The organism is Citrobacter sp. JUb117, assembly GCF_024809055.1.
GTDB classification, from domain to species: Bacteria; Pseudomonadota; Gammaproteobacteria; order Enterobacterales; family Enterobacteriaceae; genus Citrobacter; species Citrobacter gillenii.
Map to the genome: position 1 here is coordinate 84,927 of NZ_JANUFB010000002.1, position 25,792 is coordinate 110,718.

Sequence of the window (25,792 nt, forward strand, 5' to 3'; positions counted from 1 at the left end):
AAATGATGAGGGAGAATCAAAAAAGCTGCAAAGTTTTTTCCATATAAAATGTCTGTAAATGCAACAAACTGTCGAGAGAAGCACCAATTGATACGCATTGAAGGAAATGGGGTTTGACAAAAAATTTTTCGCCGCTAAGATAAGCCTCCACACCGATTCCTCTGTAGTTCAGTCGGTAGAACGGCGGACTGTTAATCCGTATGTCACTGGTTCGAGTCCAGTCAGAGGAGCCATATTTAAGAAGCCTGCTTAGGAAACTAAGCGGGTTTTTTGCTTTTATACTCCCGCATTTTCACGCGCTATCTGCAGAAAAGCCTGTACAGCCCCCTTATTCTCTTGTTGCCTGCTGATGAGCATCAGATTCGCCGACAGTTCCGGCGCATCCAGTGGGCGGTATACCAATCCAGGAATATTCACATGCTGCAGAGGATCGGGCACCAGCGCCAGCCCCTGGCCGGCGGCGGCGAGTGCAAGCACGCTTAGGGTACTTGCGGTGCAATGGGCGATATGCGGAGCATGGCCCATAATTTCGGTAAGTGCGGTGTAAAGCGACTCATCAGCCCCATGCGCGTCATAAAAAATGAGTGGCTGCTCGGCGAGCATATCGATTGTCAGCGACGCCCGTGCGGCCAACGGGTGGTCGTCAGCCATCGCCACTTGCCGGTGCCAGACACCGATCTGTTCAGCCATTAGCGCGGCATCATGGATTTTGTGGTGATCGGGGGTATAACCCACATCGAGCTGTCCCGTCAGGATAGCCTCGGCTTGCAGCAACGGTGCGACTTCATTCACAACCAGTTCGGCATCAGGGTAGGTTCGGCGAAAAGCACGTAGATCGTTGGTGAGCTTGCCGCTAAAGACGGCATTACCGGCAAACCCCACGCGTACTTGACCCGTTTCACCGCGTATTGAGCGCTGAACGGTCAGTCGGGCGTGATCCGCTTGCTCCAGCGTGCGCTGCGCCTCGACCTGTAGTAGCCGCCCGGCGTCCGTTAACTCCACTTTGCGGCTGGTGCGTACAAACAGCGGACCACCGAGTTCCTCTTCCAGGGCCTTGATTTGCATACTCAGCGCAGGTTGGACGATATGCAGACGTTGAGCCGCGCGACCAAAATGGCCTTCTTCGGCAACAGCCAGAAAATAGCGCAGATGGCGCAGATCCATATCGTTACTCCGTCATCAAATAAAATGATTGATCGGTCATATCTATCTATTTGAGTTTATCTCCATTGGGGATGAAACTGAAATCCAATCCCATACCAGAGTACATGTTATGCAAAATTATTTGGACGACCGTCAGCAAATCACCGATCTTCTCACGGGCTGGATGCACCGCGATCTGGGGGAATGGGAGCAGCTGCGCAACCTTTTTCACCCGGACGGCACCATTGAAATCACGTGGTTTGAGGGCCTCGCCAGCGATTTCGTTGAGGGCTCAATACGGATGGGAGCGTCAGATGTGCGCACCAAGCATCTAATTGGCACGCCGGTAGTCACCTTCAATGCCAACGCGACGAGGGCTATTGTCGAAACCAACGCCATGATTATCGCTGAGCACGTTAAGCTGAATCTGGGCTGCATTGGTCATAACCGTTTCTATGACATGGCAGAAAAACGCGACGGCGTCTGGAAGCTGTTCCATCGCCAGAGTATTTACGATATGGCCAGCTTTACCTTTCCGCTCGGCATGGTCGCGATTGACCAAAGTGCGGCAGAGAAATATCCGCGTGAATACGCCGCGCTGGCTTATCTGCTGGAAAAAAGTGGTTTTCCGGTTCAGCGCGTCTTTGCCACCCGTGGCAGCGATCTGGAACAACAAATGAAAGCAAGTGGTACACGCTGGTTAGCCGGGCAGACGGCCTGACAATTTCATCCGCCATTGACCCTTTTTCATCTCAGCAACGCAAAGGAAATGTATGCGCCCCAACAAAATATACGGAAAATATCTGGCAATGCTGTTCATCGCCTTGCTGCTACCGACCACGGTTTCGGCTACACAAATCCTGACATACAGTGATCATGAACCGCTGGGTGGGATGCGCACTCGCTTTCTTAACGACGTGCTCTTCCCCGCCATTGAGAAAGAGTCAAACGGACGGCTGAAAATAGAGGCGCACTGGAGCGGTGAGCTCAGTAACAGCTACGATGCATTACGCAACGTCGGCAACGAACGAAAGGTGGATATGGCGACTGTCGTACCTGAATACACCGCCGACGCGCTGCCCCTGAATCAGATATTTAAAAGCTTTCCCGTCGGACCGGCCAGTGAACAACAGGTGGCCTTCTTCCGCCACGTCTACGCTGACATCCCGGCATTTCCGGCTGAACTTGAGAAAAATAATGTGGTGAGTATTTTCCTTGCCACTGGCTATCCACTGGCCTTTTTCAGCGCTAAGCCCATAGCGACGTTGAGCGATATCAAAGGCGGCACATGGCGCTCTGCCAGCTTCTGGCACCGTGATTTTCTGCAAAACGCTGGGGCTAAACCGGTGACCATGCCCTGGGGTGAAAAGACCTATAACGCACTAAAAACGGGGGCAATCGATGGCATGATGCTGAACGTGGACAGCGGTTACGCTCTTAAAGCGTATCAGTTCGCACCCAATGTGCTTCTCGCCAAAAATCTGTGGCTGGGGCATCTCTATATTCTGACGATGAACAAAAAAACCTGGAACGCGCTTTCTCATGAAGATCAGGTCGCCATTCAGCGTGCGGCTGAAACAGCGTATCAATCTCTGGGTTCAGTCATGGACAGGTGTTTTAACACCCAGATAGACGATTTACGCCAGGCTGGGGCCTCGGTACGCGTTCTGCAATCGCAGGAGGTCGCACAGTGGAACACCGCCACCCATTACCGGGCTGCGCAAACCAAGTGGGTCCACGAGCAGGAAGCGAAAGGCGTCAAAAACGCAGGCATGGTGATGAAACAAGTTAGCGCCATTATGGATGAAACCCTGTCACAAAAAGCGCGCGTAAAACGGTAGTTATCCATGAACTAGTGGCAGGGAGTCTCACCCTCTCTCTACCCGCCACTTTTCGCCGAGTAAACCCCACATCACACCGTTGTTTAAAGTTATGTAAATGTAAATCGTTTAAACTTTGCCATTATTGTAAGTGCTAGTGATTATCATTTATTGTACGCGGGCCAAAAGAACGAGCGCCTGCTCGGGTCACTGTACGTTCCAATTACTCTGGGATATAAACGATGAATGCTCTGCCTCGCACCGGACTGCGCCGTATCACGCTTGCATCTGCCCTGGTCCTCTCCGTCAGCCTGCCGGCTTTCGCACAGGATACGTTAACGCTTTATACCACCCGTGAACCTGGCCTGATCCAACCCCTGCTCGATAGCTGGACAAAAACCAGCGGTATAAAAGTGAGCACGGTGTATATCAAGGATGGCATGCTTGAGCGTGTTAAAGCGGAAGGGAAGAACTCCCCTGCCGACCTGCTGATGACCGTCGATGCCGGTAACCTCATCGATTTAGTCGAAGCGGGCGTAACGCAACCGGTAGAGTCCGATGCGCTGAAAGCCGCCATTCCGGCTAACCTGCGCGGTGCAGATAATCAGTGGTTTGCGCTTTCCATGCGTGCACGCGTGCTCTACGCTGAGAAATCGATGCCTATCGATAACTGGCATTATGAGCAGCTCGCAAGCCCGGAGTACAAAGGCAAAGTCTGTATCCGTTCCGGGCAGCATCCGTATAACACCGCATTGATTGCCGCCATGATTGCCCACCACGGTGAGGCCAAAACAGAAGAGTGGCTGCGCGGCGTGAAGGCGAACCTGGCACGTAAAGCAACCGGCGGCGATCGTGACGTTGCCCGCGATATCCTCGGCGGGATTTGTGATATTGGCCTCGCCAACTCCTATTACGTCGGTCATATGAAAAATGCCAAAGAAGGCACCGATGCACGTCAGTGGGGTGATGCCATTAAAGTGGTGAAACCGACCTTTGAGAAAGGCGGCACACACGTCAACATTAGCGGTGCTGCCGTAGCCCGTTACGCACCCAATAAAGCCGACGCCGTTAAGCTGATGGAATATCTGGTTTCCGCACCTGCCCAGCAACAATACGCGAAAGCGAACTTCGAATATCCGGTACTCAAAGGTGTAACGCTCGACCCGGTTATCAGCGCCACTATCGGTGAAATCGACGTCGACAAGATCCCGTTAACCGAAATCGTGAAGTACCGTAAACAAGCTAGTCTGCTGGTAGATAAAGTTGGATTCGATCAATAAACCGCTATTGCTTCCGACGTTACGCGGCCTGGTTTCCGGGCCGCAGTCATTATTAACGCCGTTACATCTTGGTGCCCTGTGTATTGCACTCGGCGTCCTGACCCCTATTGTGGCGCTCATCTGGCAGGCCACACAAGCTGATTTGTCTCACTGGGATAATCTCATCACCTGGGTGTTGCCCTCTGCGTTAAAAAACACTGTACTGTTGTTGGCAGGTGTCGCGGTCATGGTCGGCGTGATTGGCGTTGGCAGCGCGTGGGCAGTCACTGCATGGGATTTTCCTGGGCGCAAAATACTGAGCTGGGCGCTGCTGCTGCCGCTGGCGATGCCGACCTATATCGTGGCCTTTGCCTGGCTCGATTTACTGCATCCCATTGGCCCACTGCAAACCTTCATCCGTTTTTTACTCGGTTTCGATAGCCCGCGACAGTTCCGCTTGCCGGATTTACGCTCCCTTTCCGGCGCGATCCTGCTGCTCGGTTTAGTACTGTATCCGTATGTTTATTTAACCACTCGCGCCACGTTTATCAGCCAGCCTGCGCATTTGCTGGAGGCGGCACGTACCCTGGGCTGCAGCGCCAGCGGAACCTTCTTCCGCGTGGCCCTGCCAATGGCCCGTCCGGCGTTGGCGGTCGGGATCAGCCTGGCGCTGCTGGAAACGCTCAATGACATCGGCGCGTCGGAATTCCTTGGGGTACAAACCTTAACCGTCACCGTGTACACCACGTGGATCTCGCGCTCTGATTTATCCGCTGCGGCGCAAATCGCCTGCATGATGCTGATGTTTATCTTCTTTATCCTGACGCTGGAGTTTTACGGTCGCAGAAAACAAGGATTCAGCAGTCGCAGTCTGCGAGAAATTCAACCCACGCGCGTGCATGGCTGGCGCGGTTGGCTGCTCGGCGTGGTTATTTCGCTCCCGGTTGTACTGGGTTTCCTGGCCCCGGTATTGTTTTTACTGTGGGAGAGCGCCAAACGGTTAGGCGGTGAGAATCCGCTGTCCGCGTCATTACTTTCTGCATTGCAAAACACGCTATCGCTAGCGGCTGGTACCACGCTGGTGGTGATTTGCGTCAGCATGCTGGTGGCGTGGAGCGCACGTCGCAGCGCCGCAGACAACGCCATGCCTGGCTTTCGTCGCGGTGTGATGCGTCTGGCCTCGTTAGGTTACGCCGTGCCTGGTACGATTCTGGCGATTGGTTTTCTTCCCCCGGCGATGGCGGTTGACCGCTGGCTGGCCGATCTGCTCGACATGCGCGGTTTACCGCTGATGTCTGCCGGTATTTTGCTGATCATTTGCTGTGCGATGCGTTTTCAGGCCATAGCCATCGGCGCGCTGGATTCCGGGCTGGGCCGTATTCCTCCTTCCCTTGAGCAAGCCTCACGTTTACTGGGAGAAAATGGGGCCGGTACGTTTGCTCGCGTGCATTTCCCGCTACTGCGTCCAGCGTTGGTAAGCAGTGCATTGCTGGTGTTTGCCGATGCAATGAAAGAGTTGCCCACTACCCTGCTACTACGCCCGGTAAACTTCGAAACGCTGGCCACGCTGCTGTATGCAGAAGCGGCGCGAGGTACCTATGAAGAAGGGGCAATTGCTGCGCTAATGATTGTGTTAGCCGGCACACTGCCTGTTATTTTGCTGGTTCGTCATCAGATGACGCGCCGTGGTTGAGAGAGCAACAATGTCAGAAATCGCGTTACGACTCCAGGATGTACACGTGGCCTACGGCAACAGCCAGCAATCGGTGCTGGCCGGCTTTTCAATGTCGGTGCGCAAAGGCGAAATCGCCTGCCTGCTGGGTGCGTCAGGCTGTGGGAAAACCACGGTTTTGCGCGCGGTCGCCGGATTTGAACGCCTGCAACGCGGAGAGATTTATGTTTCACAGCGGCGTGTTGCTGGCCCCGGCGTGCATCTGCCGCCGGAAAAACGGCATGTCGGCATGGTGTTTCAGGAATACGCGTTATTCCCACATCTGACAGCCCAACAAAACGTGGCCTTTGGTTTGCGCCGCCTGCCACGAGAAGCGCAACAGGCCAGAGTCACCGAGCTGTTAAAAATGGTTGAACTACACAGCCACGCCAGCCATTACCCTCATGAGCTTTCTGGCGGACAGCAGCAGCGTATCGCCCTGGCCCGCGCCCTGGCGCCACATCCGGATATTCTGCTGCTGGATGAACCGTTTTCCAGTCTGGATAAAAGCACCCGCGAGCGTCTGGGTGGCGAGGTACGGGATATTTTGCGCGCCGCCGGACAAACGGCGCTGCTGGTCACCCACAGTGAGCATGAAGCGCAGTTGATGGCGGACCATATTGGTTTTGTGAAAATGGGGCAGTTTCAAACGAAGCACGCGGCCTGACAGTAACATACAGGCCGCGCGGGGTAGTGATTAGAATCTCTGCACCTGGCTGATATTCACTGGCATCCCGGAGCGGCGTTCCAGCGTTGCATTAGCACGACTGACGTCCACTCCCTCTCCGCTCACAAAACTGCGTAATGCCGGAGTCACCGGCAGTGGGATCTTTTTATCCGACTCATATTCGCTGCGGTTGCGTGACAACGGTTCATGAACTTCAACCCAGCGGCTACCGTCTGGCTCAGTGCTGTATTTAACAGGCCGGTCGATAAGTTGAACCCGCGTTCCCACCGGCACGGTATCAAACAGGTATTTAATATCGTCATTGCGCAGGCGAATACAGCCCTGGCTGACTCGCAGCCCAATTCCGAAATTAGCATTGGTGCCGTGAATAGCGTACAGCTTGCCAATATAAATGGCGTACAACCCCATCGGATTTTCCGGCCCGGCCGGAACAAACGCCGGTAAGCTTTCGCCACGCGCGGCGTATTCCCGGCGGGTATTTGCTGTTGGCGTCCAGCTCGGTGCTTCCTGCTTACGCTGTACCGTCGTCACCCAGTTGCGCGGCGTTTCTCTCCCCGCCTGACCGATACCGATGGGTAAGATTTCAACTGTATTGCTGTCTTTGGGGTAATAGTAAAGACGCATTTCAGCGACGTTTATAACAATGCCCTCGCGCACGGTATCCGGCAAAATAACCTGCTGTGGCACCACCAACGTAGAGCCCGACTTCGGCAAATAGACATCCACCCCCGGATTGGCTTCCAGCATATTGCTCAGCCCCTGCCCGTACTGCGCCGCAAATGCTTCCAGCGGTTGCGTATTGGCTGGCGGCACCGTAATAGTCAGCGGACTGCCGACCAGGCGGCTGCCCTCTGGCGGCAACGGATAGCTCACCGCCTGAGCTCCCTGGCCGGCAAGCAGTATGATAAGTGAACACAACAGTTTTACACGACGCATCATTGTCCTTTCCTTCGCCGCAGCAGATATCCGTTAATTATAGCTTTTTTATCGGGTTAACGGGGTTACGACGGACCCTACCAACAAGAACCCCGCCGTTGAGCGGGGTGCAGCTTGACTACGCTTCCTTACCGTCCGGAAGCACAATATTGCTGGCGGCTAAATGCCCCATATTGTTATACATGGCGCAGGCGGCCTCAACGATCGGCATCGCCAGCGCGGCACCGCTGCCTTCACCTAAACGCATGCCCATGTTGAGATACGGGTCCAGCTCCAGATGCGCCAGGGCGGTACGGGCACCTTTTTCGGCGGAAAAATGTGAAGGGATCAGGTACGGCTTAATCTCTGGCGCAATCTGACAGGCTGCCAGCGCAGCGGAATAAGAAAGGAACCCATCCAGCAACACCGGCAGACCGCAGGAGGCAGCCCCCAGCATCACACCCGTCATCCCCACAAGATCAAAACCACCGACTTTGGCCAGCACATCGATACCATCTGTGGGGTCGGGCTGATTAACGGCGATCGCCCTACGCACCACATCCACCTTATTGCCCACCCGCGAGAGTGGCAGGTTAGCGCCAATCCCCACCACCGCCTCAGCATCACTGCCGGTCAGTACGCTAACAATCGCCGCCGCAGGCGTGGTATTGGCCATGCCCAACTCGCCGACGCCAAACAGCGTGACGCCCTCTTTCGCCAGTTCACGGGTATAGCGCATCACTTCCAGCAACAGTTCCTCGGCCTGAGAACGGTGCATTGCCGGGCCTTCAGCAATATTGCCGCAGCCACGCGCAACGCGCATATTCACCACGCCAGGAATAGGTTCAGCGTCAATCCCCACATCAATCACATGAACCTTTGCGCCAACCTGGGTCGCCAGTACGCAAACGCCGGTCGTGCCACGCGTCATATTTGCTGCCTGAATCGCCGTAACCACTTTCGGCGAAACGGCCACACCTTCATCCCAGACGCCGTGATCGGCGCACATCACCAGCATCGCTTTCCCCCCCACGCGCGGCACGCCCTTCAGGCCTGGCATACCGGCGAGTTGCACGGCCAGGGACTCAAGACGTCCCAGGCTGCCCGGTGGTTTAAGTAAGCCATCAATATGCTGCTGTGCGCGTAACATTGCAGCACTGTCGGGAGAAGGGATCGCGTGGAGTAAAGCGGATAAAGTCTGCATAAGGGTTCTCAATGTGTTGACTGGCTCAAAGCAGAGCCAGTAAGAAGATCAACTCGCCAAGTTCGATGGCCGCGCCAAGCGTATCGCCTGTCTGCCCACCTAACGTGCGTTTTAATAATTGCCCAAGAATGAAAATTGCCACCATCGTGACGACCAGCGCCGCCACTCCACGCATGCCGGGAAGCAGTACAGCAGCAAGGATCGCCGCAAGCCCCAACGTAACGCAGGTTTGTCGTCCGGTTACTTTGCCTATAAAGACATTTCCCAGCCCTTCTTCGCGGGCATAACGATGCCGGTACATCAGCAGAACTGCGGTTCCACGCCCTGCCACACAGGCTGCAGTCAGTGCAGCCAGCATTGGCGTTCCGCGTAGAGCCAGTTCGCTCACCACCAGCACTTTAGCCAGCAGAACAAAGATCAGCGCCAGTCCGCCGTGGGTCCCCAGGCGGCTGTCGCGCATTATTTCCAGCATCCGCTCGCGCCGACGAGCAGAAAACACGCCGTCACAGGTATCCGCCAGACCGTCAAGATGAAAACCGCCGGTCAGCAGCGCCAACGTCAGCACGCTAAACAGCGCTGCCAGCGGGATACCGCACCAGGTTTGCAGCGCCATGAAGACCAGTCCCGTCAACCCTCCCAGCACCACGCCAATCAGCGGGAACATGACGATGCCGCGCGAGTATTGTTCGAACTCCAGACCTTGCGACCAGCGTGCAGGAACGGGCAAGCGACTGATAAAAGAGAGCATTGCCCAAAACAACTTACTCATTTAATTTTGACTCCAATTCCAGATACCACCAGCCAGACCTCATCTGACGCTGCCGCCAGGCGCTGGTTTACCCGTCCAGCAATATCGCGAAAATGCCGCGCCAGACGATTTTCCGGAACAATCCCCATCCCCACTTCGTTAGTCACCAGCACGACTTTTGCCGGGCAACGCTGACAAGCGTCAATCAGCACACGGATCTCATCCTCAATGGACCGTTCCATCGCGGCGTAGTCCCAGCCATCCGGTGAACTGTCGCCGCCTAACGCAAACAGCTGGTTCGTCACCATCGTGGTAATGCATTCCAGTAAAATCGCCTCGTGCGGATCGTTCTCAGCCGTAATCAGCGCATCAAGATGTTGCCAGCGCTCGGCTGTACGCCAGTGCGCAGGGCGTCCATCACGATGGTGTTGAATTCGCGCCGCCATCTCCTCGTCGAATATCTGCGACGTCGCGATGTACAGCACGTTTGGGGAGTCCGCGATCAGTGCCTCTGCGTGACGGCTCTTGCCGCTACGGGCACCACCGGTAACCAGAATCATCATACTGGCTCCTGGTGTTGCTGCATGATGGTATAAATTTTCTCAATATCGATGTGTTGCCGCATCGCATCCGCCAGCAGATCAAACTGCTGTGATTTATATTGCGCGTAATGGAAGGTTGAATCCAGTGGTGCTAACCCTTTGCGCACCCGCAGGCCATTCACCAGCGCGCGCGTGAATTCATCGCTGTCAAACAAGCCGTGGAGATAGGTGCCGAACGCCAGAGCGTCGTGAGTCACCGCGCCATCAGCAACGTTACCACCCTCTTTTTGCAGCGTCATCACCGACCGACACTCCCCGGATAACACCGTTTCACCCATATGAATTTCATAGCCGCGAACAGCTAACCCTGAGGCGTCTGCCAGCCAGTCCGGCAATGTGGCCGACATTTGCCCTTCAACCAGGGTCGTGGTTTTGTGCTGCGCAAAATGGGTAACGGTATCGAGCAAGCCAAGGCCCGGCAGCGTTCCCAGGCCCGACTCCACGTCATCGATAATGGTCTCGCCGAGCATTTGATAGCCACCGCAAATCCCCACCACCGGCACATTCTGACGGTGTAGCTGCAACACGCTGTGCGCAAGACCGCTTTCGCGCAGCCAGACTAAATCGCCGAGCGTATTTTTACTGCCCGGCAAAATCACCAGATCGACGCCTGCCAGCTCTTCCGGGTGGCGAACATAGCGCACCCGAACGTCCGGCTGGGCGGCCAGCGCATTAAAATCCGTAAAGTTGGAAATATGCGGCAGTTGCACCACAGCAATCTCGATATCGCGTTTGTCGGTGCGTAAATACTTCCCTTTTTGCAGCGCGACGCCATCTTCATCTTCGAGATCAACATCCAGCCACGGCATCACGCCGAGTACGGGAACGCCGGTCAGCGCTTCAATTTGTTCAATACCGGAATAGAGCAGCGCCACATCGCCACGAAATTTATTGATAATCACGCCTTTTACGCGCGCGCGTTCATGATCATGCAGCAGCGCCAGCGTGCCATAAATCGAGGCAAACACGCCGCCGCGATCGATATCCGCCACCAGCACAACCGGGCACTGCGCCATCTCCGCCATCCCCATATTGACGATATCGCGATCGCGCAGGTTAATTTCAGCCGGACTTCCCGCCCCTTCCAGCACAATAACGTCAAATTCCTGCGCCAGGCTGTTATAAACCGAAATGATCTGCTCGCGCAGACGCGGTTTGTACTCGTGGTAGCTTACCGCATCCATATCGGTCGCCACTTTGCCCATCAATACCACCTGCGCTTTGCGGTCGCTGGTCGGTTTCAATAGCACCGGATTCATACGTACATCTGGGGTGATCCCTGCCGCTTCAGCCTGGAAAATTTGCGCGCGCCCCATCTCTTTCCCCTCAGGCGTAATACCCGAGTTCAGCGCCATGTTCTGCGATTTGAACGGCGCAGTACGTCGTCCATCCTGATAAAAAATACGACACAGCCCGGCGACTAATACGCTTTTGCCTACATCAGATGCCGTTCCCTGCAACATTATTGCCTGCGTCATGACGCCTCCTTCAGTGCGTTCTCTCGCATACAACGATAAAATTCAGCCTCTGTTTTACACAATGGAAAGCCTAGCTCTGTGTGCAACTTCACCAGCCAGGGCTGAGTTAATCCTGCTTGTTCAATAAGGTCCGTGCGCGCGAATACCTCACCGGGGGTGCCGTGCGTCAGCACTTCTCCCCGGCGCAAAACGTAAACCGCGTCGCTCACTTCATAGATAAGATCGATATCATGGCTGGAAATAACCACATGATTTCCCTGCGCCACGATCCGTTTAATAATCTCAATCATTTGCGTACGGCCCGAGGGATCAAGGCCCGCTGTCGGTTCATCCAGCAGCAGATACTGCGCCTGCAGTACCAGCGCGCCAGCGATCGCCACGCGTTTTTTTTGTCCGTGGCTTAGGCATTGAATAGGCTGATGACGGAAATGTTGTGCATCCACCAGCGTCAGGGCATCTTCCACCCGGCGAGCAATTTCTTTTTCATCCACGCCAATATTGCGCAGGCTAAAGGCGATGTCGCTGTCGATATCGGTATAAAAGATTTGCTGATCGGGGTCCTGAAATACGGTCGCCACCTGCTGACGCAGTGCCAGCAGGCCTCGCTTGCTGTAATCCAGCGGTTTTCCTTGCCACATCACCGCCCCCTGCTGTGGACGCAACAAGCCACTCAGGTTCATAAACAGCGTGGATTTTCCGCACCCATTGGCCCCCACCAGTCCAGTGACGGCCTGCGTGGAAAAATCCAGCGTGAGCCCTTTGAGGACCGGGTCATCCTGATAGCGAAACCAAAGCGCTGAGGTGGCAAGCATACTTATCCTTACAGGTGAAAATCACCCTGATACAGTTTGATATCCAGTGTGGTGGTCATTTGCTGATAGCGGATTAACACACGCGTAAACAACAGCCCCACCAGCATTGCCAACGAGCGATAGCTCAGCGGCACGCTACGATAACCAAAACGCAGCGTTTGCGCGCGGTGAATAGCGAGCGCTTCGTCTAAAAGAATAAAAATAAATCGCCAGGTCAGCAGGATCTGCTCAGTCAGCAGGCGCGGAACGCGCGCCCATTTCAGTAAAAGAATTAATTGCGGGAACGGCAGATTAAGTACCAACCAAAAGGTGGATGCCAGCGCCGCCAGGCTTCGCCAGAATGTTGCATTGGCAGTGAGTACACCCGCTTCGGTGACGCCTAACCAGTAGCTACCCACCGGCAGACTAACCAGTAAGCTATGTGGATCGCGACTCACACTGAATAGGATCGTCACTACCCCGACCAGCAAAAAACCAAACGGCAACGCCATCCAGCGACACCAACGCCAGAAAGAGATGCGCAGCAGCCAGCAGCTCAGTGCGGCAATGAGTAACAGCTCGATACCCTGCCCCAACGGAGGCAGGGTAAACGCCAGAATCATCATCACTAACCACAGCAGAAATTTGCGCTGCGGTGTGACATGAAACCAGCGGCTCTGGTAGCTCAGCCTGTCAAGACCGGTCATCACGGCGTTGTCTGCCCTTGGTGTAACCCAGAATGTAGAAAATTACCGCTGCACCGAGCGATCCCTGAAGCGTAAACAGCAGACTTTCAATTTCACCGCTGGCTGGCTCATACAGCGGCTGGAACCACGGCTCATAATGCGGAGCGATGGCCTGAATCTGGCTTTCCGCTTCGCCATCTGATCCTCCGTATTCTCCACCGTGGTTGATGAAAAATGGCAGGACAACCAGCCCAATCACCATTGCTAACAGAATCAGCGTCTTTTTCATGGTTAATGTCCTTGTGCGGTGATGAGCTGCCGTTTGGTGAGCTGGTCATAAATCATCACCGTGAGCAAGCCTTCTGCGATAGCGATTGGGATCTGCGTCAGGCAGAAAATCCCCATGAACTTGATGATGGAGCCCGTAGCACCTACGGACGGGTCCGGGAAAGCAACACCCAGTTGCACCGACGTCACAAAATAGGTCACCAGATCGGCCAGCATGGCGCAGAGGAAGACGCAGACATCACGACGGAACCCCGCACGGCAAGCCATCTTCCACACCATATAGCCGACGACCGGACCAATAACCGCCATCGACATACCATTAGCGCCCAGCGTGGTCAAACCGCCATGTGCCAGCAATAATGCCTGGAATAACAAAACGATGGCCCCGAGAATGGCCACCACGCCTGGCCCGAACAGAATCACCGCCAGACCGACCCCGGTCGGATGCGAACAACTCCCGGTAACAGATGGAATTTTCAGCGCTGACAGCACGAAAATAAACGCGCCACACAGGGCCAGTAACACTTTCTGGTGGCTATCTTCCTGCACAATTTGGCGCAGGCGCACCAGCCCATACCACAGGCAGGGTAAAAACAGCAGCCACCAGGCCAGCGCCCACATCGGCGGTAAAAAGCCTTCCATAATGTGCATAGCAAACGCCTGCTCAGGCACAATCATCAGCAATAGCGCCGCAGCCAACCCGCTGAAAGACAGCTGTTTTAGCTGGTGTTCTAGCTTCATCTTTCATACTCCCACTGTTTATTGACCAGAATGGTCGAGAAATACGGCAGCGGCTGATCGTCACTCACTTCACTGAGTTGGCGCCAGCACTGCTCACCCGGTAGCGTGGCTTCGGACATCATTAACGCGCAGTCCAGAATGCCTTCTTCTTGCAGCAACGCCTTGATGCGTGCAAACCGACCGTAGACCTTCATCAGCACCAGGCTGTCATGCTGCTTTAACGCCTGCCGGATTTCTGCCTCCGGCGCAGTGCACGAGACGACCGCCAGCGACTGCTGTTCCATGGCGAGCGGCGTTTTTGAACGCGCGGCAATCGCAGCAAATGAGGTCACGCCGGGGACGATTTCTAACCAATCAGGATTACCAATACGCTGGAGTAAAAAGACCCAGGTACTGAACAGCATGGCATCGCCGAGGGTAATGAAACCGACCTGCTTGCCGGCCTCCACTTCCGCAACCAGTGCAGCGGCAACCTCATCCCAGACGGCTTCTTTTTCGGTACTGTCGGCGCTCATCGGGAAATGGCAGCAGCGGATTTCGGTCTGCTCACCGACATATTCCCGAACGATAGACAGCGCCAGGCTGTCGCCACCTTTACGCCCGGCGGGCGCATAGAGAATATCCAGCGAGCCGAGCGTGCGCGCCGCGCGCACGGTTACCAGATCGGAAGCACCTGGCCCGGTGCTCAATGCATACAATTTGCCACTCATGCTGCTTCCTCCAGCGCCACGCTCAGCGCCTGCTGTAAATGTGCCACGAACATGGCGCGTACCGCCGGATTTTCACCCAGACCACTCAGCCACGGCGTGGCCGGAATGCCTGCCGCGTTAAATAATGTTTTCCACGAATCGTCTTCGTCGGAGGCCATATCGTTGATAGCGTGGTCACCCGCAACCAGCATTAATGGCATAAGATGCACCGCAGTTATCCCTTCGCGACCTAAGCTGTCGATAAGAATATCCACTTCCGGGTAGCTCTCTACCGCACCAACTCGCGCCGGGAAACCCTGCGCGGTCATCATGTGATCGAGGCAGGCATAAGCGGCAAAAGCGTGATGGCTGGCCCCGTGCCCCATAAACACCACTTTTTCGCGCTCACCAAGCGACGGCATCTGCTGCTGCAGCGCCAGCATCAGTTGCGCGTAATCATCATGGCTACTCAGCAGGGGAACCCCCAGCGTCAGGCGGGCAAACAGCGGGCGCATACTCTGTACTTCACGAACTATTTTTTCGTACTCGTCACCGTTAATGATGTGCAGCGACTGAATAGCCACATCCTGATACCCCTGCTCCGCCAGCTTTTGCAGGGCCTGCAACGGCGTGTCGATGTCAATGCCGTCGCGCTGTTTGAGCTTGCGGATGATCATCCCGGAGGTAAATGCCCGAAACAGGTCACGGTCAGGGCAACTGGCCGCAAGATCGCGCTCACAGGCCACAATATTTTTCTCACAGGTGTCGTGATAGCTGGTGCCAAAGCTGACCACCAGAAGCGCCTTTTTCATCTCTAACTCCTTAAGCCACAGCCAGCCAGCGCACTAAACGCGCCGCAAATGCGGCCTGACTATCCAGTAATTCTTCTCCCGTCACCAACGGTGCCGGACGTGTAATCACGATGCAGGGGATCCCGGCATCCAGACAGGGTTGTACTTTTTCCTGATAACCACCTTCCGCACCCGATGCTTTGGTGATGACCACGTCAGCCAGACACTGACGGTAAAAAGCGGCATTAAACTCAGCACTAAACGGCCCGCACAGGGCGAATATTTCGCCAACGCCAAATCCTAAATCGGCGCATTGCTGGATAACGTCAGGCACCGGCAGTACGCGGGCCAGCAGTGTTTTTTCCGGCAGCCCCGCGCGCCAGATAGCCAGATCTTTGCTGCCGGTGGTTAGCAGCACGCGTTCGCCAAAGCGACGCGCTACGTCGCAGGCTTGCTGAATACTCTGCACGGTGTACAGATGCGGATGCGTTAAGCCACTCAACTGCTCAGGGCGCTGATAGCGGCTCAGCAGCACGCCCGCCGCTTCACAGGCGCTCATGATGTTACGACTCACCACTTCGGCATACGGATGTGAGGCATCAATCACCCAGCGCGTACGGTTTTCCTGCAGCCAGGCAACCATGTGTTCCCGCTCCAGACGTCCGCAGCGCACCTGACCTTTAATATCGCCCGCCAGCTGTTTCCCCGTTGGGGTGGCTACCGACAGGGTATAAGCCACGTTCGCCGCGTCCAGTTGCTGGCACAGCATGCGCGCATCGCTGGTACCGCCCATGACCAGCACATCACCGTAATTCACAGTACATAACCGCGTGGGGTGATCATCAGGCCATCCTGAACGTAGGTCGTTTTGTTGCCGACAATCACCAGGCTGGTCATATCCACCGGTTCAAAGTCCATTTCGCCGAGCGTGGTCAGCCATTTTTCCTGTTTTTTACGTCCGGCTGACTTCACGATACCCACCGGTGTTTGTGCACTTTTGCTGGCAGAAAGCAGCTCAAAAGCACGTGCCAGATGCCCTTCGCGGCCACGGCTGCGCGGGTTATAGAAACAAATCACGAAGTCAGCTTCGCCCGCGGCCACAATGCGTTTTTCAATCACCGGCCACGGTGTTAACAGGTCGCTTAAACTGATATGGCAGAAGTCGTGCATCAGCGGAGCACCGAGCAAAGAGGCCGCGGCAATGCTGGCAGTCATCCCTGGAATTAGCTTGACCTCAACATCCAGTTTCTGCTTGCTGACCAGCTCAAGCACCAGCCCGGCCATGCCGTAAATTCCGGCATCGCCGCTGCTGATTAGCGCCACGTTATGACCGGCCTGCGCTAGCTCAATCGCAGCCTGGCAGCGTTCTATCTCTTTGCACATCCCGGTTTTGATCACCTGCTTATCGCCGGTGAAGGCTTTTACCAGGTGGGTGTAGGTTTTGTAACCCACGATAATTTCTGCCGCTTTCAGTGCTTCAACGGCTTCCATGGTCATCATTGCCTGCGAGCCAGGACCAATTCCAATTACGGTTAACATCAGTGTGAAACTCCCAAAGTAATAGTGACGCCCTGTTCACGCAGGGTCTCGCCTAACAGTTGTCCATGGCTCAGCAGCCAGGCTGCAGGACCGGAGACGCTCCCCGTCCCGACCGTTTTACGCACAAACGATGAGGCAGGAAAACGGTGTTCATGCTCACGCAGCGCGTCAGCAGTAAAGGTTTCGAAAGGTACGCGACAGCAGGAAGCCAGTTGGATAAGCCCCTGTTCATCTTTTTTCAGCGTGATGCTGCCGATGGCTTTTAGTGCCAACGGATCGAGCCGTTGGGCTTCAAGTTGGCGGGAAAGCAGTTCAGCTAACAGCGGGAACGGCGTATCGCGACGACAGCCAATCCCGGCGACAACCCGCTGTGGCACCAACTTCCAGTGCGGAAGGGGCAACTCGGGGAGATCGGTCCGCAAGGTGATGCAAATCAGCGCATCGAGTTCAGGGAGTTGGTTCAGGTCAGTCACCGTGATGAAACCACGACGATCGCAATGACTGACGTCCTGCGCCAGTTCGTCGTCCCACCACAGGCCAACCCGCTTGTTGCTGACCAGCATCTGATTAACGATTTTTACCACCGAACGGAAGTCGGTCATTCGCGCATTCAGTTGAAACGCCAGCGTATCAAGGGCCGCCATGTCATTCACATCCGTCGCCGTGGTGATCACCGGATCCGCACCCAGCATGCCCGCCAGGTAGCGCGCCAACGTGTTAGCGCCCCCCGCATGGCCCGACAGCAGGCTGATGACATGCTGCGCACGCTCATCGATCACGACCACCGCCGGGTCACAAAACTTGTCGTTAACCAGCGGGGCCAGCACACGTACCGCAATACCGGTCGCGCCGATAAAAATCAGCGCCGAATAGTTCGCAAACGCATCGCGGGCCGCATTGGCAAACCCGTTTTCGAAGGGAAGAAATCCCTCCTCCAGCAATTTTTCACTGGTGAAACAGGTCACCGGTAGCATTGCCGCCAGACGCTTCGCCAGCAAAACACCGCCGGGCGTCAGGCAGAACAACGCGATAGACTCAGGCTTTACGGTATTCATGGCTAAAATCCGCCGCATAGAGTTTGGAGTAGTGATACTCCGTGCCCAGGAAGTTGCCGACCAGAATAAGCGCCGTTTTCCGGATCCCCGCATCGCGCACTTTGTCGCCAATATCCTCAAGGGTGCCACGTACGGTCTGGCTTTCAGGCCAGGTGGCTTTATAGATGACCGCCACTGGCGTGGTCGCCGGATAACCGCCTTCAATCAGACGCTCAGCCACCCGATGGATACGCTGGACGGAAAGATAAATCGCCATCGACGTCTGGTGACTGGCAAACGCCTCCAGTTGTTCGCGCTCCGGTACCGGCGTACGACCTTCAAGACGGGTAATGATCAGACTCTGCGACACTTCAGGTACCGTGTACTCGACGCCGAGTTCTGCCGCTGCCCCGAGGAACGCGCTGACGCCAGGCACCACCTGCCATTCAATCCCGCGTTTGGTCAGCTCTTCACCCTGCTCGCGGACCGAGCCGTACAGCGAGACGTCGCCGGTTTGCAGACGCACAACCGTTTTACCCGCTTTTACACCGGCTTCCATCAGGTCGAGGATTTGTTCCAGATGCAGTTCGGCGCTGTCGTGACACTCAGCGTCAGGTGGGCAATATTCCAGCAGTTCGGTATTAATCAGCGATCCGGCATAGATAACCACCTGCGCCTGCTGCAGCAACCGGTAACCTTTGAGGGTAATCAGCTCGCGATCGCCAGGACCAGCGCCAACAAACCACACACTACGGGGATCAAATATCTCAGACATGGTTTCCTTCCTTCTGACAGGCGATAACAAAAACGGGATTATTCGGTTTGAAATAGTGGCCACTGCCAAGCGTGGTCAGTGATGACACCTGCATTTGCAGGCAGTCCACACCCTGCACGCCAAGGTGCTCCAGATGCGCCAGCGCGGTATTCAGGTTTTCCTGAAGAATGAAGGTCATTACCAGCCGTCCGGCGGGATGCAGTTGGCGCATCGACCAGTCGATCAGGTCGGTCAAGTGACCACCACTGCCGCCCATAAAGATGGCATCAGCTTTTTCCGCGATGGTCATCGGCGCGATACCGGGATAAATATCAACGTTGGCGCAGGCAAAGTGCTGGCGATTCTCGTCCAGCAGTCTGAGTGCCGCCGGGTTACGCTCAATCGCCGTCACGCGTAGCGATGGATATTGCAACGCCGCTTCTATCGACACGCTGCCGGTTCCTGCGCCAATATCAATCAGGTGCGTGGCACGGTGTAATTCAAGTTTTGAGAGGGCAAGTGCACGTACCGCTTCTTTGGTCATCGGCACCTTCTCTCCACGCAGAAAAAGCTCATCTTTCATCGAGGATCACCACTGCATTCATGTCATAGTCGGCATTAATTTCACTGAGCGGCAGGCAGTGGATGCGTTCATTTTCCATTGCCAGGTTTTCGCCAATCACCATCCAGCGATGCCCCTTACCACGGGCAATAAGCTGATGTGCAATTTCGCGCGGACCGCACAGGGCATCCGTGACCATCGCCACCTTGTTATGTCGTGCCAGTTCATCGAAACAGACGCTACGGCCGTGGCTACTGGTCAGCCACATGTCGTTCATATCAATACCGGACTGCGCGCACAGATATTGCACCGCACTGATGCCAGGAATAATGCGCACATGTTCAATGCCAAAATGCGCCACCATCCGGGTGCCAATGCCGTAGAACAACGGATCGCCAGAGGCCAGTACCACTACATGCTTCCCCTGATGCTCGCCAATCCAGGTTAATAACTCCGGGATATTGGCGCCAAGGGCAAACCGCTCGCCGGTAAAATCCGGGAACTGCTGCAAATGCCGTTTACCACCGACCAGCACATCCGCCGTGGCGACAGACTCGCGTGCTGCGGGCGTCATCAAATGCAACCCCGCGGGTCCCATCCCTACAACGGTAAGCATGTCATCTCCTGCGCAATCTCTGTGACCGGGCGGTTGCTGCCGAGGATCTGGTTATCAAAAGAGAACATGATGGCGTCGCAGGTCGGCGGATTTTTGGTAAAACGCAAAGTCTGCAGGACACGCATGCAGATACGTTTAGCCAGATGATCGTAAATATGCTGAAAACCGTAGGCATCGATGTGCTCCATCGCGGCTTCGGTGGTATCGCAGTCGCTGACCAACGTCAGTAATTCCAGCGGCGCACCGAGCAGCGCCAGGTGGGCGACCAGAGTTTCCATACGTGCGTCGGCAATATGGCTGTGGGTATGGAAAATACCCGCTGCAATTTTGATGAGCTTGCCCGGATGTCCGACGAGAACGATTTGTTTGAACCCAAGGCGGACGGCCTCTTCAATCATGTAGCCGACAAAGTTGCTCATGGTGACCACCACCTGCGTGTCAATCCCCATCTGTTCGCGGACAAAACGTTCGCCATGGTTACCCGGCACCAGCACCACGTGTTCAAGTCCCGCCGCACGTTTGATTTCCAACTCCAGCGACAATGAACGCTTCCAGCTCTCTTCCGACATGGGCGTAACAATGCCGGTGGTGCCGATAATGGAAATGCCGCCCAGAATACCCAGACGCGAGTTGTAGGTTTTCTGCGCCCGCTCTTCACCTTCCGGGGCAAAAATTTCAATCTTTGCCCCACGATTTGGGCCGATCGCCTCGCGAACCGCTGACTCAATAGTCTGACGCGGCGTGCGATTGATTGCCGAACTGCCTACCGGTAGGCCAATTCCTTTGCGGGTGACCGTGCCGACACCTTCGCCGCCCTGCAGCGCTATTTCGCCGCTGTCGTCTAGCGTCACACGAGCAAAAATCAGCATCCCGTGGGTGGCGTCCACATCATCGCCGCCGTCTTTACGAATAGCGGCAATCGCCTGCTGCCCTTCAATGTGCGGCGACTCAACGTTCAGGCATAGCGTGACCCCGGACGGGGTGACTATGGATACTTGATGGATCAAATGCTGACGCAATACCATCAACGCAGCGACTTTGGCTGCTGCCGTCGCACACGATCCGGTGGTGTACCCTTTGCGCAGCGCTTTACCGTTGTGCCATACCGGTGCGTCAAAGGGTTGGTCGCTCATCGCGCCCCCTGCATGTGGTAGAGCATCGCGTTGACGATAGCGGCTGCGACGTTGCTTCCGCCTTTGCGGCCCAGGGCAGCTATGGCAGGCAGATGACTTTTCGTCAGCGCATCTTTTGACTCCTCCGCGCCGACAAACCCTACCGGCACACCGACCACGCCGCTCACGGCAACATCATGTTCCATCAGGCGGAACAGCGCCGTCGGCGCATTGCCAAAGACAAACAGCTTTTCGCCCTCTTCCTGAACCGCAATGTCGACGGCGGCCATCGAACGAGTGATACCCTGTTCTTTTGCGGCGCGCACCACACGCGGGTCGCTGATGTAACAGCGGCATTCTCCGCCGAATTTTGCCAGCAACGTTTTGTTGATCCCGGAAAGGGCCATCGTAGTATCGGTATAAATCACGCTTGATCGGTTTAACGCGGCGCAAAACTGCGCCAGTACATCATCGGAAAACCACAAAATGTCCAGCCAGTCGAAGTCAGCGGTGGTGTGGATCACCCGCTTGATGATGGCCTCATGTAATGGGCTGGCAAACTGATAGTCCGGGCGGGTTTCACGAATAATGTCGCCAATGATGTCGAAACTTTTGGCTTCAATCGCCTGGGGTTGCTGAATGTATTGCATTGTTTTGTCCTCAGGCCACACCGACCAACAGCCACCGCAGCGCAATAAATAGCGCCAGAGCCAGGGTCGATGCTACCCACATCAATCGTATCGTTTGGGAAATGTCGTCTACTGAAATGTCTCGTTGTGCATCACCGATCCACGGTTTCTCAACGCGCTCGCCAAAGTAGTCGTTAGGACCACCCAGTCGAATGCCTAATGCCCCGGCAACGGCCCCCTCGGACCAGGCACAGTTTGGACTGCTGTGGTTGTAGCGATCGCGCCAACCAATGTGTAATGCACCGAAGCCGTCTTTACGGCATAAAAATGCAGCGCACCCGAGCAACAGCCACCCCAGTCGGGCAGGAATCAAATTCGCGACATCATCCAGTCGTGCACTGACCATCCCGATAGCGCGGTACTTTTCATTTTTATAGCCAACCATGGAGTCCAGGGTGTTCACCGCTTTGTAGGCCATCGCCAACGGGGCACCGCCGAGAAACAGGAAGAACAGCGGTGCAATGATGCCGTCCACGGTGTTTTCAGCGATGGTTTCCACCACCGCGCGATTGATCTGTTTCGGCTGTAATTGTGAGGTGTCACGCCCCACAATCCAGGAGAGTTTTTCCCGACTTTCTGTGAGATTATTGGCACGCAGTGGACGTTCGACATCTCGTGCGGCATTCGCCAGGCAGCGGCCAGCCAACACGGTAAAGATCATCCACACCTCGACGCCCCACCCTAGCCACGGATGAAGCGATTGCGCCAGCGCCAGTACGCCCCATGAAACGCCCCAGGTCACGCCGACCACCACAACCCACAGCACTGCGCCACCGATACGCAGCATGCCATCGCTATGGCAGTAGCGGCGCACCAGGCGCTGCACAGCGGTAATGAGATTGCCAATCCAACGTACCGGATGCGGCCAGCTCTGCGGATCGCCAATGATAAAATCAAGCAGCCAGGCGACACACCACGCGAGCAGTGTCATTTCACGCTCCTCGCGGCGTCCAGCCAGTGATTAAGCATCTCAGGACGCTGAGCAAAATGAACGTGCAGGTAGCTGGCAAACGCATTGCCAACCTGCCAACCGCCAGACCACGCCTGTAACGTTTCGCCATCGCGAACTTTGCGACAGCTCATCACGGCCTGGGTTTGAGGGGTAAAATCGGAATAGTGAAATTCATGTCCGCGCAGCACGTCACCGGGCGCAGCGAGTAAGGTTTGTTGTTCGGCCTGCGCTTCACAATAGCCAAATCGGGTCAGACGTTTGCCCATTTTGCTGTGACCGGGAATAATATCCGCCATCGGCCAGATATCGCCGTTGCTGTCTTCCAGCGAACTCCCCAGGTACATCAGACCACCGCACTCCGCGTAAATCGCCACACCGCGCTGATGAGCCGCACGCAGTTGCGCCAGCATGGTGGAATTTCGGGCAAGCCCGGCTGCGTGCAGCTCAGGGTATCCGCCCCCTAGCCAGATCATCTGGCAATCAGGGAGACGGCTGTCGTGTAGCGGGCTGAAACGGACAATATTGAGGCCCGTGCGCGCCAGTAGCGTAATGTTATCCGGATAGTAGAAGTTGAATGCTTCGTCATCAGCAATGGCAAGCGTCAGTCCAGCTCCGGCATCGGCGGCAGGAAGCGCGGGCCATTCGCCCACCGGTGGGGTGTCTAACTGGCTTAAGGCCAGCAGCGCGTCGATATCTAACGTTTGCTCAAGCGTTGTAGCAAATTCCTGCCACGGCAACTGATTGACGATTGATTCCCGCGCGGTCACCAGTCCCAGATGACGCTCAGGGAGCGCCACGCCATCCACGCGGGGAACATAGCCCAATACCGGTATCGAACAGTAGCGTTCGATGGCGACTTTAAGTAGCTGGTAATGCGTTTCGCTGTTTACCCGGTTAACAATCACGCCAGCAATGTTCAGCGTTGGGTCAAAATGCTGGAATCCCATCACCGTGGCGGCAATTGACGTTGAGACGGCTTTACCGTCCACCAGCAAAATGACCGGACAGCCCAACTGCTTCGCCATCGCGGCGGAACTGCAGTAATTGGGGTCCGTACCATAACCGTCATACAACCCCATAACGCCTTCGATGACGGCGATATCCGCATGCTGCATATGTTCGCAAAATAAGGCGTTCAGCGTGGAAGTGGGGAGCATGAAGCTATCAAGATTGCGGGAGGCTGTGCCAGATACGGCGGTATGCCAGCCGGTATCCAGATAATCAGGACCGACTTTGCAAGGCTGGACGCGCAAACCGCGTTTTTTCAGCAGACTCAACAAGCCCAGCGTTACCGTGGTTTTACCACAGCCGCTTCCGGTACCTGCAAGAACAAACGCGCGAAAATTGGCCGCCATACCCTGATCCTGTTCAGGGTGGTAGGGGTGTAGAGATACCCAGTCTTTCGACTGTATGCATCTGAGCAACCCACTTCCCACCGAAGTTGTTGGTAGTCACTGACAGGCAGGTCTTCTGGCTTAGCGTCATTCTCACCCGTCCTTCCCAATCTCGCGATCAGTGGTCTATACGGGGTCGTCAGCATCACAGCAGCGGGGGCTGCGGGGGATTCTCACCCCCTTCCCTACCACAAACGTGGTAAACCTGTCAGCTCAGGAGCAAATTCTATTAAGCTCCAGGCATGAGATGAATTAACACACCTCATGACAAAAATTCATTTAAATATCTTTTACGCTCATTCAGCCAATGTTATGGCGTCATTCAGCTTATTCTTAAGTTTGCATTCCGTATGAAAGCTTCAATTAATAATAAAGAAAGTCATTCATACAGACACTGTATCTCATCACAAAAATAAAAACTGGTGCAGTTTATCCTTCAGACACTATTACTTTGTTGCGCTATGACAATTTATTGTCTTCTATCCTTATTTTTCATTTTATAATGACGGACATACAATACGATATCAAAAATCGGCAATAGCAAAATATTGCTATTTATGCTGACTCTTCGGACGAAACAACACTAATTTGCTGGCGAAAAGCCTGCGGCGTCACCTGGTATGTCTGGCGGAAAACTTTGCAAAAATAACTGGTTTGCGAAAAGCCTAAATTTCGCGCAATACTGGCAATACTCCAGTCACTATGACAAAGCAACTCTTTAGCACTTGCCATTCGCTGTTGGTTTACCCAGGCATTAAAACCGATCCCCTGATATTTTTTGAACAGCTTGCTGAAATAGTACGGGCTGAGATAAACATGCGAAGCCACCTCCTCGAGACGAAGCTCATCCGACAAATGTGCGTCGATATAGCGCAACGCTTTTTTCATTTTGCTGTCATGCGGAGTCGGGCTACGGGTTGAACGCACCGACTCTGACTGCTGTGGACTGTCTTTAATGACAACGAAATTCAATTGTTTTTTAAGGCAATTTTCAACAATCAACTTCAGCAAATCTGCAGAGGCGATGACGCGAGAATAGTCCATTTCCGGAACATTACGAAATTCATTGAGCAGTTCGGGATCGGCTTGCCAGCGATCATCGACATTCAAAATATCAACCAGGCCTACGTCATTGCTTAAGCGCACCTGACCGCATAAAACAAAACCAACCAAGTGGCCTGCAATCACCAAAGGGATAGAAAAATCGGTAAGGCCAGCATGACAGCGATAAATACACGGCTGGTCTGATTTTGATGCTTCAAGGCCCCCACAACGATCGCTCATACGGCATCGCGTGCTGTGCTGCGGATGCTGGCGCATCAACTGGCAGAAAGGGGTAAAATTAAAGAGTTCAGAAATTTCATCACCGTGAATATTGACAACCACAACGGCCAGACTGGTGGCCTGTGCAAAATCCTGTGCGATTTTATTAATGAGTTCTGAGTTCAGGGCGCTCGCAGAAATCATGATAAAACCTCTCAGTTAATTTATTGTTATAAATAAAAACACATTATTTACATTCACTTTTCATCTCGCTATTAGACGCAATGATAAAAGGTGTTAATGGACCATAACAAAAGTCTCCC

Annotated in this window: 29 protein-coding genes, 1 tRNA gene and 1 riboswitch; of the genes, 6 read left to right on the plus strand and 24 right to left on the minus strand. The window is 54.9% G+C overall.

Annotated elements, in window-relative coordinates; genetic code table 11:
• Positions 1–16: 16 nt before the first annotated feature.
• Positions 17–151, minus strand: coding sequence for a DUF5951 family protein (locus tag M2374_RS22320; protein ID WP_226794618.1), 135 nt, complete (start codon positions 149–151; stop codon positions 17–19).
• Positions 152–157: 6 nt separating this feature from the next.
• Between M2374_RS22320 and M2374_RS04305 the strand changes: the two genes are divergently transcribed.
• Positions 158–233, plus strand: a tRNA-Asn gene (locus M2374_RS04305).
• Positions 234–276: 43 nt separating this feature from the next.
• On the opposite strand, the gene M2374_RS04310 is transcribed toward M2374_RS04305, so the two are convergent.
• Entirely contained in the window at positions 277–1,164 is an 888-nt protein-coding gene (locus M2374_RS04310) for a LysR substrate-binding domain-containing protein (RefSeq protein ID WP_117343333.1), read from the minus strand.
• 109 nt (positions 1,165–1,273) lie between these two features.
• Between M2374_RS04310 and M2374_RS04315 the strand changes: the two genes are divergently transcribed.
• The 5 genes from M2374_RS04315 to M2374_RS04335 all read left to right on the plus strand — a co-directional run bounded on the left by M2374_RS04315 (position 1,274) and on the right by M2374_RS04335 (position 6,600).
• Complete coding sequence (locus M2374_RS04315; protein WP_181491242.1) at positions 1,274–1,864, plus strand: nuclear transport factor 2 family protein; 591 nt, start codon at positions 1,274–1,276, stop codon at positions 1,862–1,864.
• 52 nt (positions 1,865–1,916) lie between these two features.
• Positions 1,917–2,984, plus strand: a complete 1,068-nt coding sequence (dctP, locus tag M2374_RS04320; protein WP_228758144.1) for a TRAP transporter substrate-binding protein DctP — start codon at positions 1,917–1,919, stop codon at positions 2,982–2,984.
• Positions 2,985–3,205: 221 nt separating this feature from the next.
• A complete protein-coding gene (locus tag M2374_RS04325) occupies positions 3,206–4,243 on the plus strand; it encodes an extracellular solute-binding protein (RefSeq protein WP_115258172.1) in 1,038 nt (345 codons plus the stop codon).
• Entirely contained in the window at positions 4,227–5,915 is a 1,689-nt protein-coding gene (locus tag M2374_RS04330; protein ID WP_115258171.1) for an iron ABC transporter permease, read from the plus strand. The genes M2374_RS04325 and M2374_RS04330 overlap by 17 nt, the downstream gene beginning before the upstream one ends.
• A gap of 10 nt (positions 5,916–5,925) precedes the next feature.
• Positions 5,926–6,600: an ABC transporter ATP-binding protein gene (locus M2374_RS04335; RefSeq protein WP_181689007.1), complete on the plus strand. Its 675-nt coding sequence runs from the start codon at positions 5,926–5,928 to the stop codon at positions 6,598–6,600.
• Positions 6,601–6,630: 30 nt separating this feature from the next.
• On the opposite strand, the gene ldtA is transcribed toward M2374_RS04335, so the two are convergent.
• The 22 genes from ldtA to pocR form a co-directional block, all read right to left on the minus strand.
• On the minus strand, positions 6,631–7,557 hold the full coding sequence (gene ldtA, locus M2374_RS04340) for a L,D-transpeptidase (RefSeq protein WP_117343330.1): 927 nt from the start codon (positions 7,555–7,557) through the stop codon (positions 6,631–6,633).
• A 118-nt stretch (positions 7,558–7,675) separates the two neighbouring features.
• Positions 7,676–8,740 carry a nicotinate-nucleotide--dimethylbenzimidazole phosphoribosyltransferase gene (cobT, locus tag M2374_RS04345; RefSeq protein WP_135911859.1) on the minus strand — a complete coding sequence of 355 codons (1,065 nt, stop codon included), beginning with the start codon at positions 8,738–8,740 and terminating at the stop codon, positions 7,676–7,678.
• Positions 8,741–8,765: 25 nt separating this feature from the next.
• On the minus strand, positions 8,766–9,509 hold the full coding sequence (gene cobS, locus M2374_RS04350; RefSeq protein WP_135911858.1) for an adenosylcobinamide-GDP ribazoletransferase: 744 nt from the start codon (positions 9,507–9,509) through the stop codon (positions 8,766–8,768).
• Positions 9,506–10,051 carry a bifunctional adenosylcobinamide kinase/adenosylcobinamide-phosphate guanylyltransferase gene (gene cobU / locus M2374_RS04355; protein WP_096756671.1) on the minus strand — a complete coding sequence of 182 codons (546 nt, stop codon included), beginning with the start codon at positions 10,049–10,051 and terminating at the stop codon, positions 9,506–9,508. The genes cobS and cobU overlap by 4 nt, the downstream gene beginning before the upstream one ends.
• Positions 10,048–11,568: a cobyric acid synthase gene (locus M2374_RS04360; RefSeq protein ID WP_181689006.1), complete on the minus strand. Its 1,521-nt coding sequence runs from the start codon at positions 11,566–11,568 to the stop codon at positions 10,048–10,050. Before M2374_RS04360 ends, cobU begins: the two co-directional genes overlap by 4 nt.
• Positions 11,565–12,380 carry an energy-coupling factor ABC transporter ATP-binding protein gene (locus tag M2374_RS04365; RefSeq protein ID WP_181689005.1) on the minus strand — a complete coding sequence of 272 codons (816 nt, stop codon included), beginning with the start codon at positions 12,378–12,380 and terminating at the stop codon, positions 11,565–11,567. Before M2374_RS04365 ends, M2374_RS04360 begins: the two co-directional genes overlap by 4 nt.
• Positions 12,381–12,388: 8 nt before the next feature.
• The gene (locus M2374_RS04370) at positions 12,389–13,066 is read right to left on the minus strand and encodes an energy-coupling factor ABC transporter transmembrane protein (protein WP_096756668.1); all 678 of its coding nucleotides are present in this window, start codon (positions 13,064–13,066) and stop codon (positions 12,389–12,391) included.
• On the minus strand, positions 13,053–13,334 hold the full coding sequence (locus tag M2374_RS04375; protein WP_096756667.1) for an energy-coupling factor ABC transporter substrate-binding protein: 282 nt from the start codon (positions 13,332–13,334) through the stop codon (positions 13,053–13,055). Before M2374_RS04375 ends, M2374_RS04370 begins: the two co-directional genes overlap by 14 nt.
• Positions 13,335–13,336: 2 nt before the next feature.
• Positions 13,337–14,074 (minus strand): cobalt ECF transporter S component CbiM, encoded by a 738-nt coding sequence (cbiM, locus tag M2374_RS04380; protein ID WP_181689004.1) that lies wholly within the window; start codon positions 14,072–14,074, stop codon positions 13,337–13,339.
• The gene (locus tag M2374_RS04385) at positions 14,071–14,784 is read right to left on the minus strand and encodes a cobalt-factor II C(20)-methyltransferase (RefSeq protein ID WP_117343324.1); all 714 of its coding nucleotides are present in this window, start codon (positions 14,782–14,784) and stop codon (positions 14,071–14,073) included. The genes cbiM and M2374_RS04385 overlap by 4 nt, the downstream gene beginning before the upstream one ends.
• The gene (locus M2374_RS04390) at positions 14,781–15,575 is read right to left on the minus strand and encodes a sirohydrochlorin cobaltochelatase (protein ID WP_115258164.1); all 795 of its coding nucleotides are present in this window, start codon (positions 15,573–15,575) and stop codon (positions 14,781–14,783) included. The genes M2374_RS04385 and M2374_RS04390 overlap by 4 nt, the downstream gene beginning before the upstream one ends.
• A 10-nt stretch (positions 15,576–15,585) precedes the next feature.
• Complete coding sequence (locus M2374_RS04395; protein ID WP_181596600.1) at positions 15,586–16,371, minus strand: cobalt-precorrin-6A reductase; 786 nt, start codon at positions 16,369–16,371, stop codon at positions 15,586–15,588.
• Positions 16,368–17,093: a precorrin-3B C(17)-methyltransferase gene (locus M2374_RS04400; RefSeq protein WP_096756662.1), complete on the minus strand. Its 726-nt coding sequence runs from the start codon at positions 17,091–17,093 to the stop codon at positions 16,368–16,370. The genes M2374_RS04395 and M2374_RS04400 overlap by 4 nt, the downstream gene beginning before the upstream one ends.
• A complete protein-coding gene (gene cbiG, locus M2374_RS04405; RefSeq protein WP_115258162.1) occupies positions 17,093–18,148 on the minus strand; it encodes a cobalt-precorrin 5A hydrolase in 1,056 nt (351 codons plus the stop codon). The genes M2374_RS04400 and cbiG overlap by 1 nt, the downstream gene beginning before the upstream one ends.
• Entirely contained in the window at positions 18,129–18,902 is a 774-nt protein-coding gene (locus M2374_RS04410; protein WP_096756660.1) for a cobalt-precorrin-4 methyltransferase, read from the minus strand. The genes cbiG and M2374_RS04410 overlap by 20 nt, the downstream gene beginning before the upstream one ends.
• Positions 18,895–19,464 (minus strand): decarboxylating cobalt-precorrin-6B (C(15))-methyltransferase, encoded by a 570-nt coding sequence (locus tag M2374_RS04415; RefSeq protein WP_115258161.1) that lies wholly within the window; start codon positions 19,462–19,464, stop codon positions 18,895–18,897. The genes M2374_RS04410 and M2374_RS04415 overlap by 8 nt, the downstream gene beginning before the upstream one ends.
• Entirely contained in the window at positions 19,454–20,059 is a 606-nt protein-coding gene (locus M2374_RS04420; RefSeq protein WP_115258160.1) for a cobalt-precorrin-7 (C(5))-methyltransferase, read from the minus strand. Before M2374_RS04420 ends, M2374_RS04415 begins: the two co-directional genes overlap by 11 nt.
• Positions 20,044–21,192: a cobalt-precorrin-5B (C(1))-methyltransferase CbiD gene (gene cbiD, locus M2374_RS04425; protein ID WP_181689003.1), complete on the minus strand. Its 1,149-nt coding sequence runs from the start codon at positions 21,190–21,192 to the stop codon at positions 20,044–20,046. The genes M2374_RS04420 and cbiD overlap by 16 nt, the downstream gene beginning before the upstream one ends.
• Positions 21,189–21,821, minus strand: a complete 633-nt coding sequence (locus tag M2374_RS04430; protein ID WP_096756656.1) for a cobalt-precorrin-8 methylmutase — start codon at positions 21,819–21,821, stop codon at positions 21,189–21,191. The genes cbiD and M2374_RS04430 overlap by 4 nt, the downstream gene beginning before the upstream one ends.
• Positions 21,822–21,831: 10 nt before the next feature.
• Positions 21,832–22,791, minus strand: a complete 960-nt coding sequence (gene cbiB, locus M2374_RS04435) for an adenosylcobinamide-phosphate synthase CbiB (RefSeq protein ID WP_153879968.1) — start codon at positions 22,789–22,791, stop codon at positions 21,832–21,834.
• On the minus strand, positions 22,788–24,167 hold the full coding sequence (locus tag M2374_RS04440; RefSeq protein ID WP_146716948.1) for a cobyrinate a,c-diamide synthase: 1,380 nt from the start codon (positions 24,165–24,167) through the stop codon (positions 22,788–22,790). Before M2374_RS04440 ends, cbiB begins: the two co-directional genes overlap by 4 nt.
• A gap of 87 nt (positions 24,168–24,254) precedes the next feature.
• A riboswitch (cobalamin riboswitch) is annotated at positions 24,255–24,430 on the minus strand.
• A gap of 331 nt (positions 24,431–24,761) precedes the next feature.
• Complete coding sequence (pocR, locus tag M2374_RS04445) at positions 24,762–25,673, minus strand: transcriptional regulator PocR (RefSeq protein ID WP_115258156.1); 912 nt, start codon at positions 25,671–25,673, stop codon at positions 24,762–24,764.
• Between the last annotated feature and the right edge of the window lie 119 nt (positions 25,674–25,792).

What these genes read in the sequence shown, in the direction of transcription:
- cobT (WP_135911859.1), bottom strand. Translation starts at nt 8,740, where the DNA reads ATGCAGACTTTATCCGCTTTACTCCACGCGATCCCTTCTCCCGACAGT.
- cobS (WP_135911858.1), bottom strand. Translation starts at nt 9,509, where the DNA reads ATGAGTAAGTTGTTTTGGGCAATGCTCTCTTTTATCAGTCGCTTGCCC.
- M2374_RS04315 (WP_181491242.1), top strand. Translation starts at nt 1,274, where the DNA reads ATGCAAAATTATTTGGACGACCGTCAGCAAATCACCGATCTTCTCACG.
- M2374_RS04335 (WP_181689007.1), top strand. Translation starts at nt 5,926, where the DNA reads ATGTCAGAAATCGCGTTACGACTCCAGGATGTACACGTGGCCTACGGC.
- M2374_RS04400 (WP_096756662.1), bottom strand. Translation starts at nt 17,093, where the DNA reads ATGTTAACCGTAATTGGAATTGGTCCTGGCTCGCAGGCAATGATGACC.
- M2374_RS04370 (WP_096756668.1), bottom strand. Translation starts at nt 13,066, where the DNA reads ATGACCGGTCTTGACAGGCTGAGCTACCAGAGCCGCTGGTTTCATGTC.
- M2374_RS04375 (WP_096756667.1), bottom strand. Translation starts at nt 13,334, where the DNA reads ATGAAAAAGACGCTGATTCTGTTAGCAATGGTGATTGGGCTGGTTGTC.
- ldtA (WP_117343330.1), bottom strand. Translation starts at nt 7,557, where the DNA reads ATGCGTCGTGTAAAACTGTTGTGTTCACTTATCATACTGCTTGCCGGC.
- M2374_RS04310 (WP_117343333.1), bottom strand. Translation starts at nt 1,164, where the DNA reads ATGGATCTGCGCCATCTGCGCTATTTTCTGGCTGTTGCCGAAGAAGGC.
- M2374_RS04440 (WP_146716948.1), bottom strand. Translation starts at nt 24,167, where the DNA reads ATGGCGGCCAATTTTCGCGCGTTTGTTCTTGCAGGTACCGGAAGCGGC.
- M2374_RS04365 (WP_181689005.1), bottom strand. Translation starts at nt 12,380, where the DNA reads ATGCTTGCCACCTCAGCGCTTTGGTTTCGCTATCAGGATGACCCGGTC.
- pocR (WP_115258156.1), bottom strand. Translation starts at nt 25,673, where the DNA reads ATGATTTCTGCGAGCGCCCTGAACTCAGAACTCATTAATAAAATCGCA.
- M2374_RS04420 (WP_115258160.1), bottom strand. Translation starts at nt 20,059, where the DNA reads ATGCTTACCGTTGTAGGGATGGGACCCGCGGGGTTGCATTTGATGACG.
- cbiM (WP_181689004.1), bottom strand. Translation starts at nt 14,074, where the DNA reads ATGAAGCTAGAACACCAGCTAAAACAGCTGTCTTTCAGCGGGTTGGCT.
- cbiG (WP_115258162.1), bottom strand. Translation starts at nt 18,148, where the DNA reads ATGAATACCGTAAAGCCTGAGTCTATCGCGTTGTTCTGCCTGACGCCC.
- cbiD (WP_181689003.1), bottom strand. Translation starts at nt 21,192, where the DNA reads ATGAGCGACCAACCCTTTGACGCACCGGTATGGCACAACGGTAAAGCG.
- M2374_RS04415 (WP_115258161.1), bottom strand. Translation starts at nt 19,464, where the DNA reads ATGAAAGATGAGCTTTTTCTGCGTGGAGAGAAGGTGCCGATGACCAAA.
- dctP (WP_228758144.1), top strand. Translation starts at nt 1,917, where the DNA reads ATGCGCCCCAACAAAATATACGGAAAATATCTGGCAATGCTGTTCATC.
- M2374_RS04325 (WP_115258172.1), top strand. Translation starts at nt 3,206, where the DNA reads ATGAATGCTCTGCCTCGCACCGGACTGCGCCGTATCACGCTTGCATCT.
- cobU (WP_096756671.1), bottom strand. Translation starts at nt 10,051, where the DNA reads ATGATGATTCTGGTTACCGGTGGTGCCCGTAGCGGCAAGAGCCGTCAC.
- M2374_RS04430 (WP_096756656.1), bottom strand. Translation starts at nt 21,821, where the DNA reads ATGCAATACATTCAGCAACCCCAGGCGATTGAAGCCAAAAGTTTCGAC.
- cbiB (WP_153879968.1), bottom strand. Translation starts at nt 22,791, where the DNA reads ATGACACTGCTCGCGTGGTGTGTCGCCTGGCTGCTTGATTTTATCATT.
- M2374_RS04385 (WP_117343324.1), bottom strand. Translation starts at nt 14,784, where the DNA reads ATGAGTGGCAAATTGTATGCATTGAGCACCGGGCCAGGTGCTTCCGAT.
- M2374_RS04410 (WP_096756660.1), bottom strand. Translation starts at nt 18,902, where the DNA reads ATGTCTGAGATATTTGATCCCCGTAGTGTGTGGTTTGTTGGCGCTGGT.
- M2374_RS04360 (WP_181689006.1), bottom strand. Translation starts at nt 11,568, where the DNA reads ATGACGCAGGCAATAATGTTGCAGGGAACGGCATCTGATGTAGGCAAA.
- M2374_RS04390 (WP_115258164.1), bottom strand. Translation starts at nt 15,575, where the DNA reads ATGAAAAAGGCGCTTCTGGTGGTCAGCTTTGGCACCAGCTATCACGAC.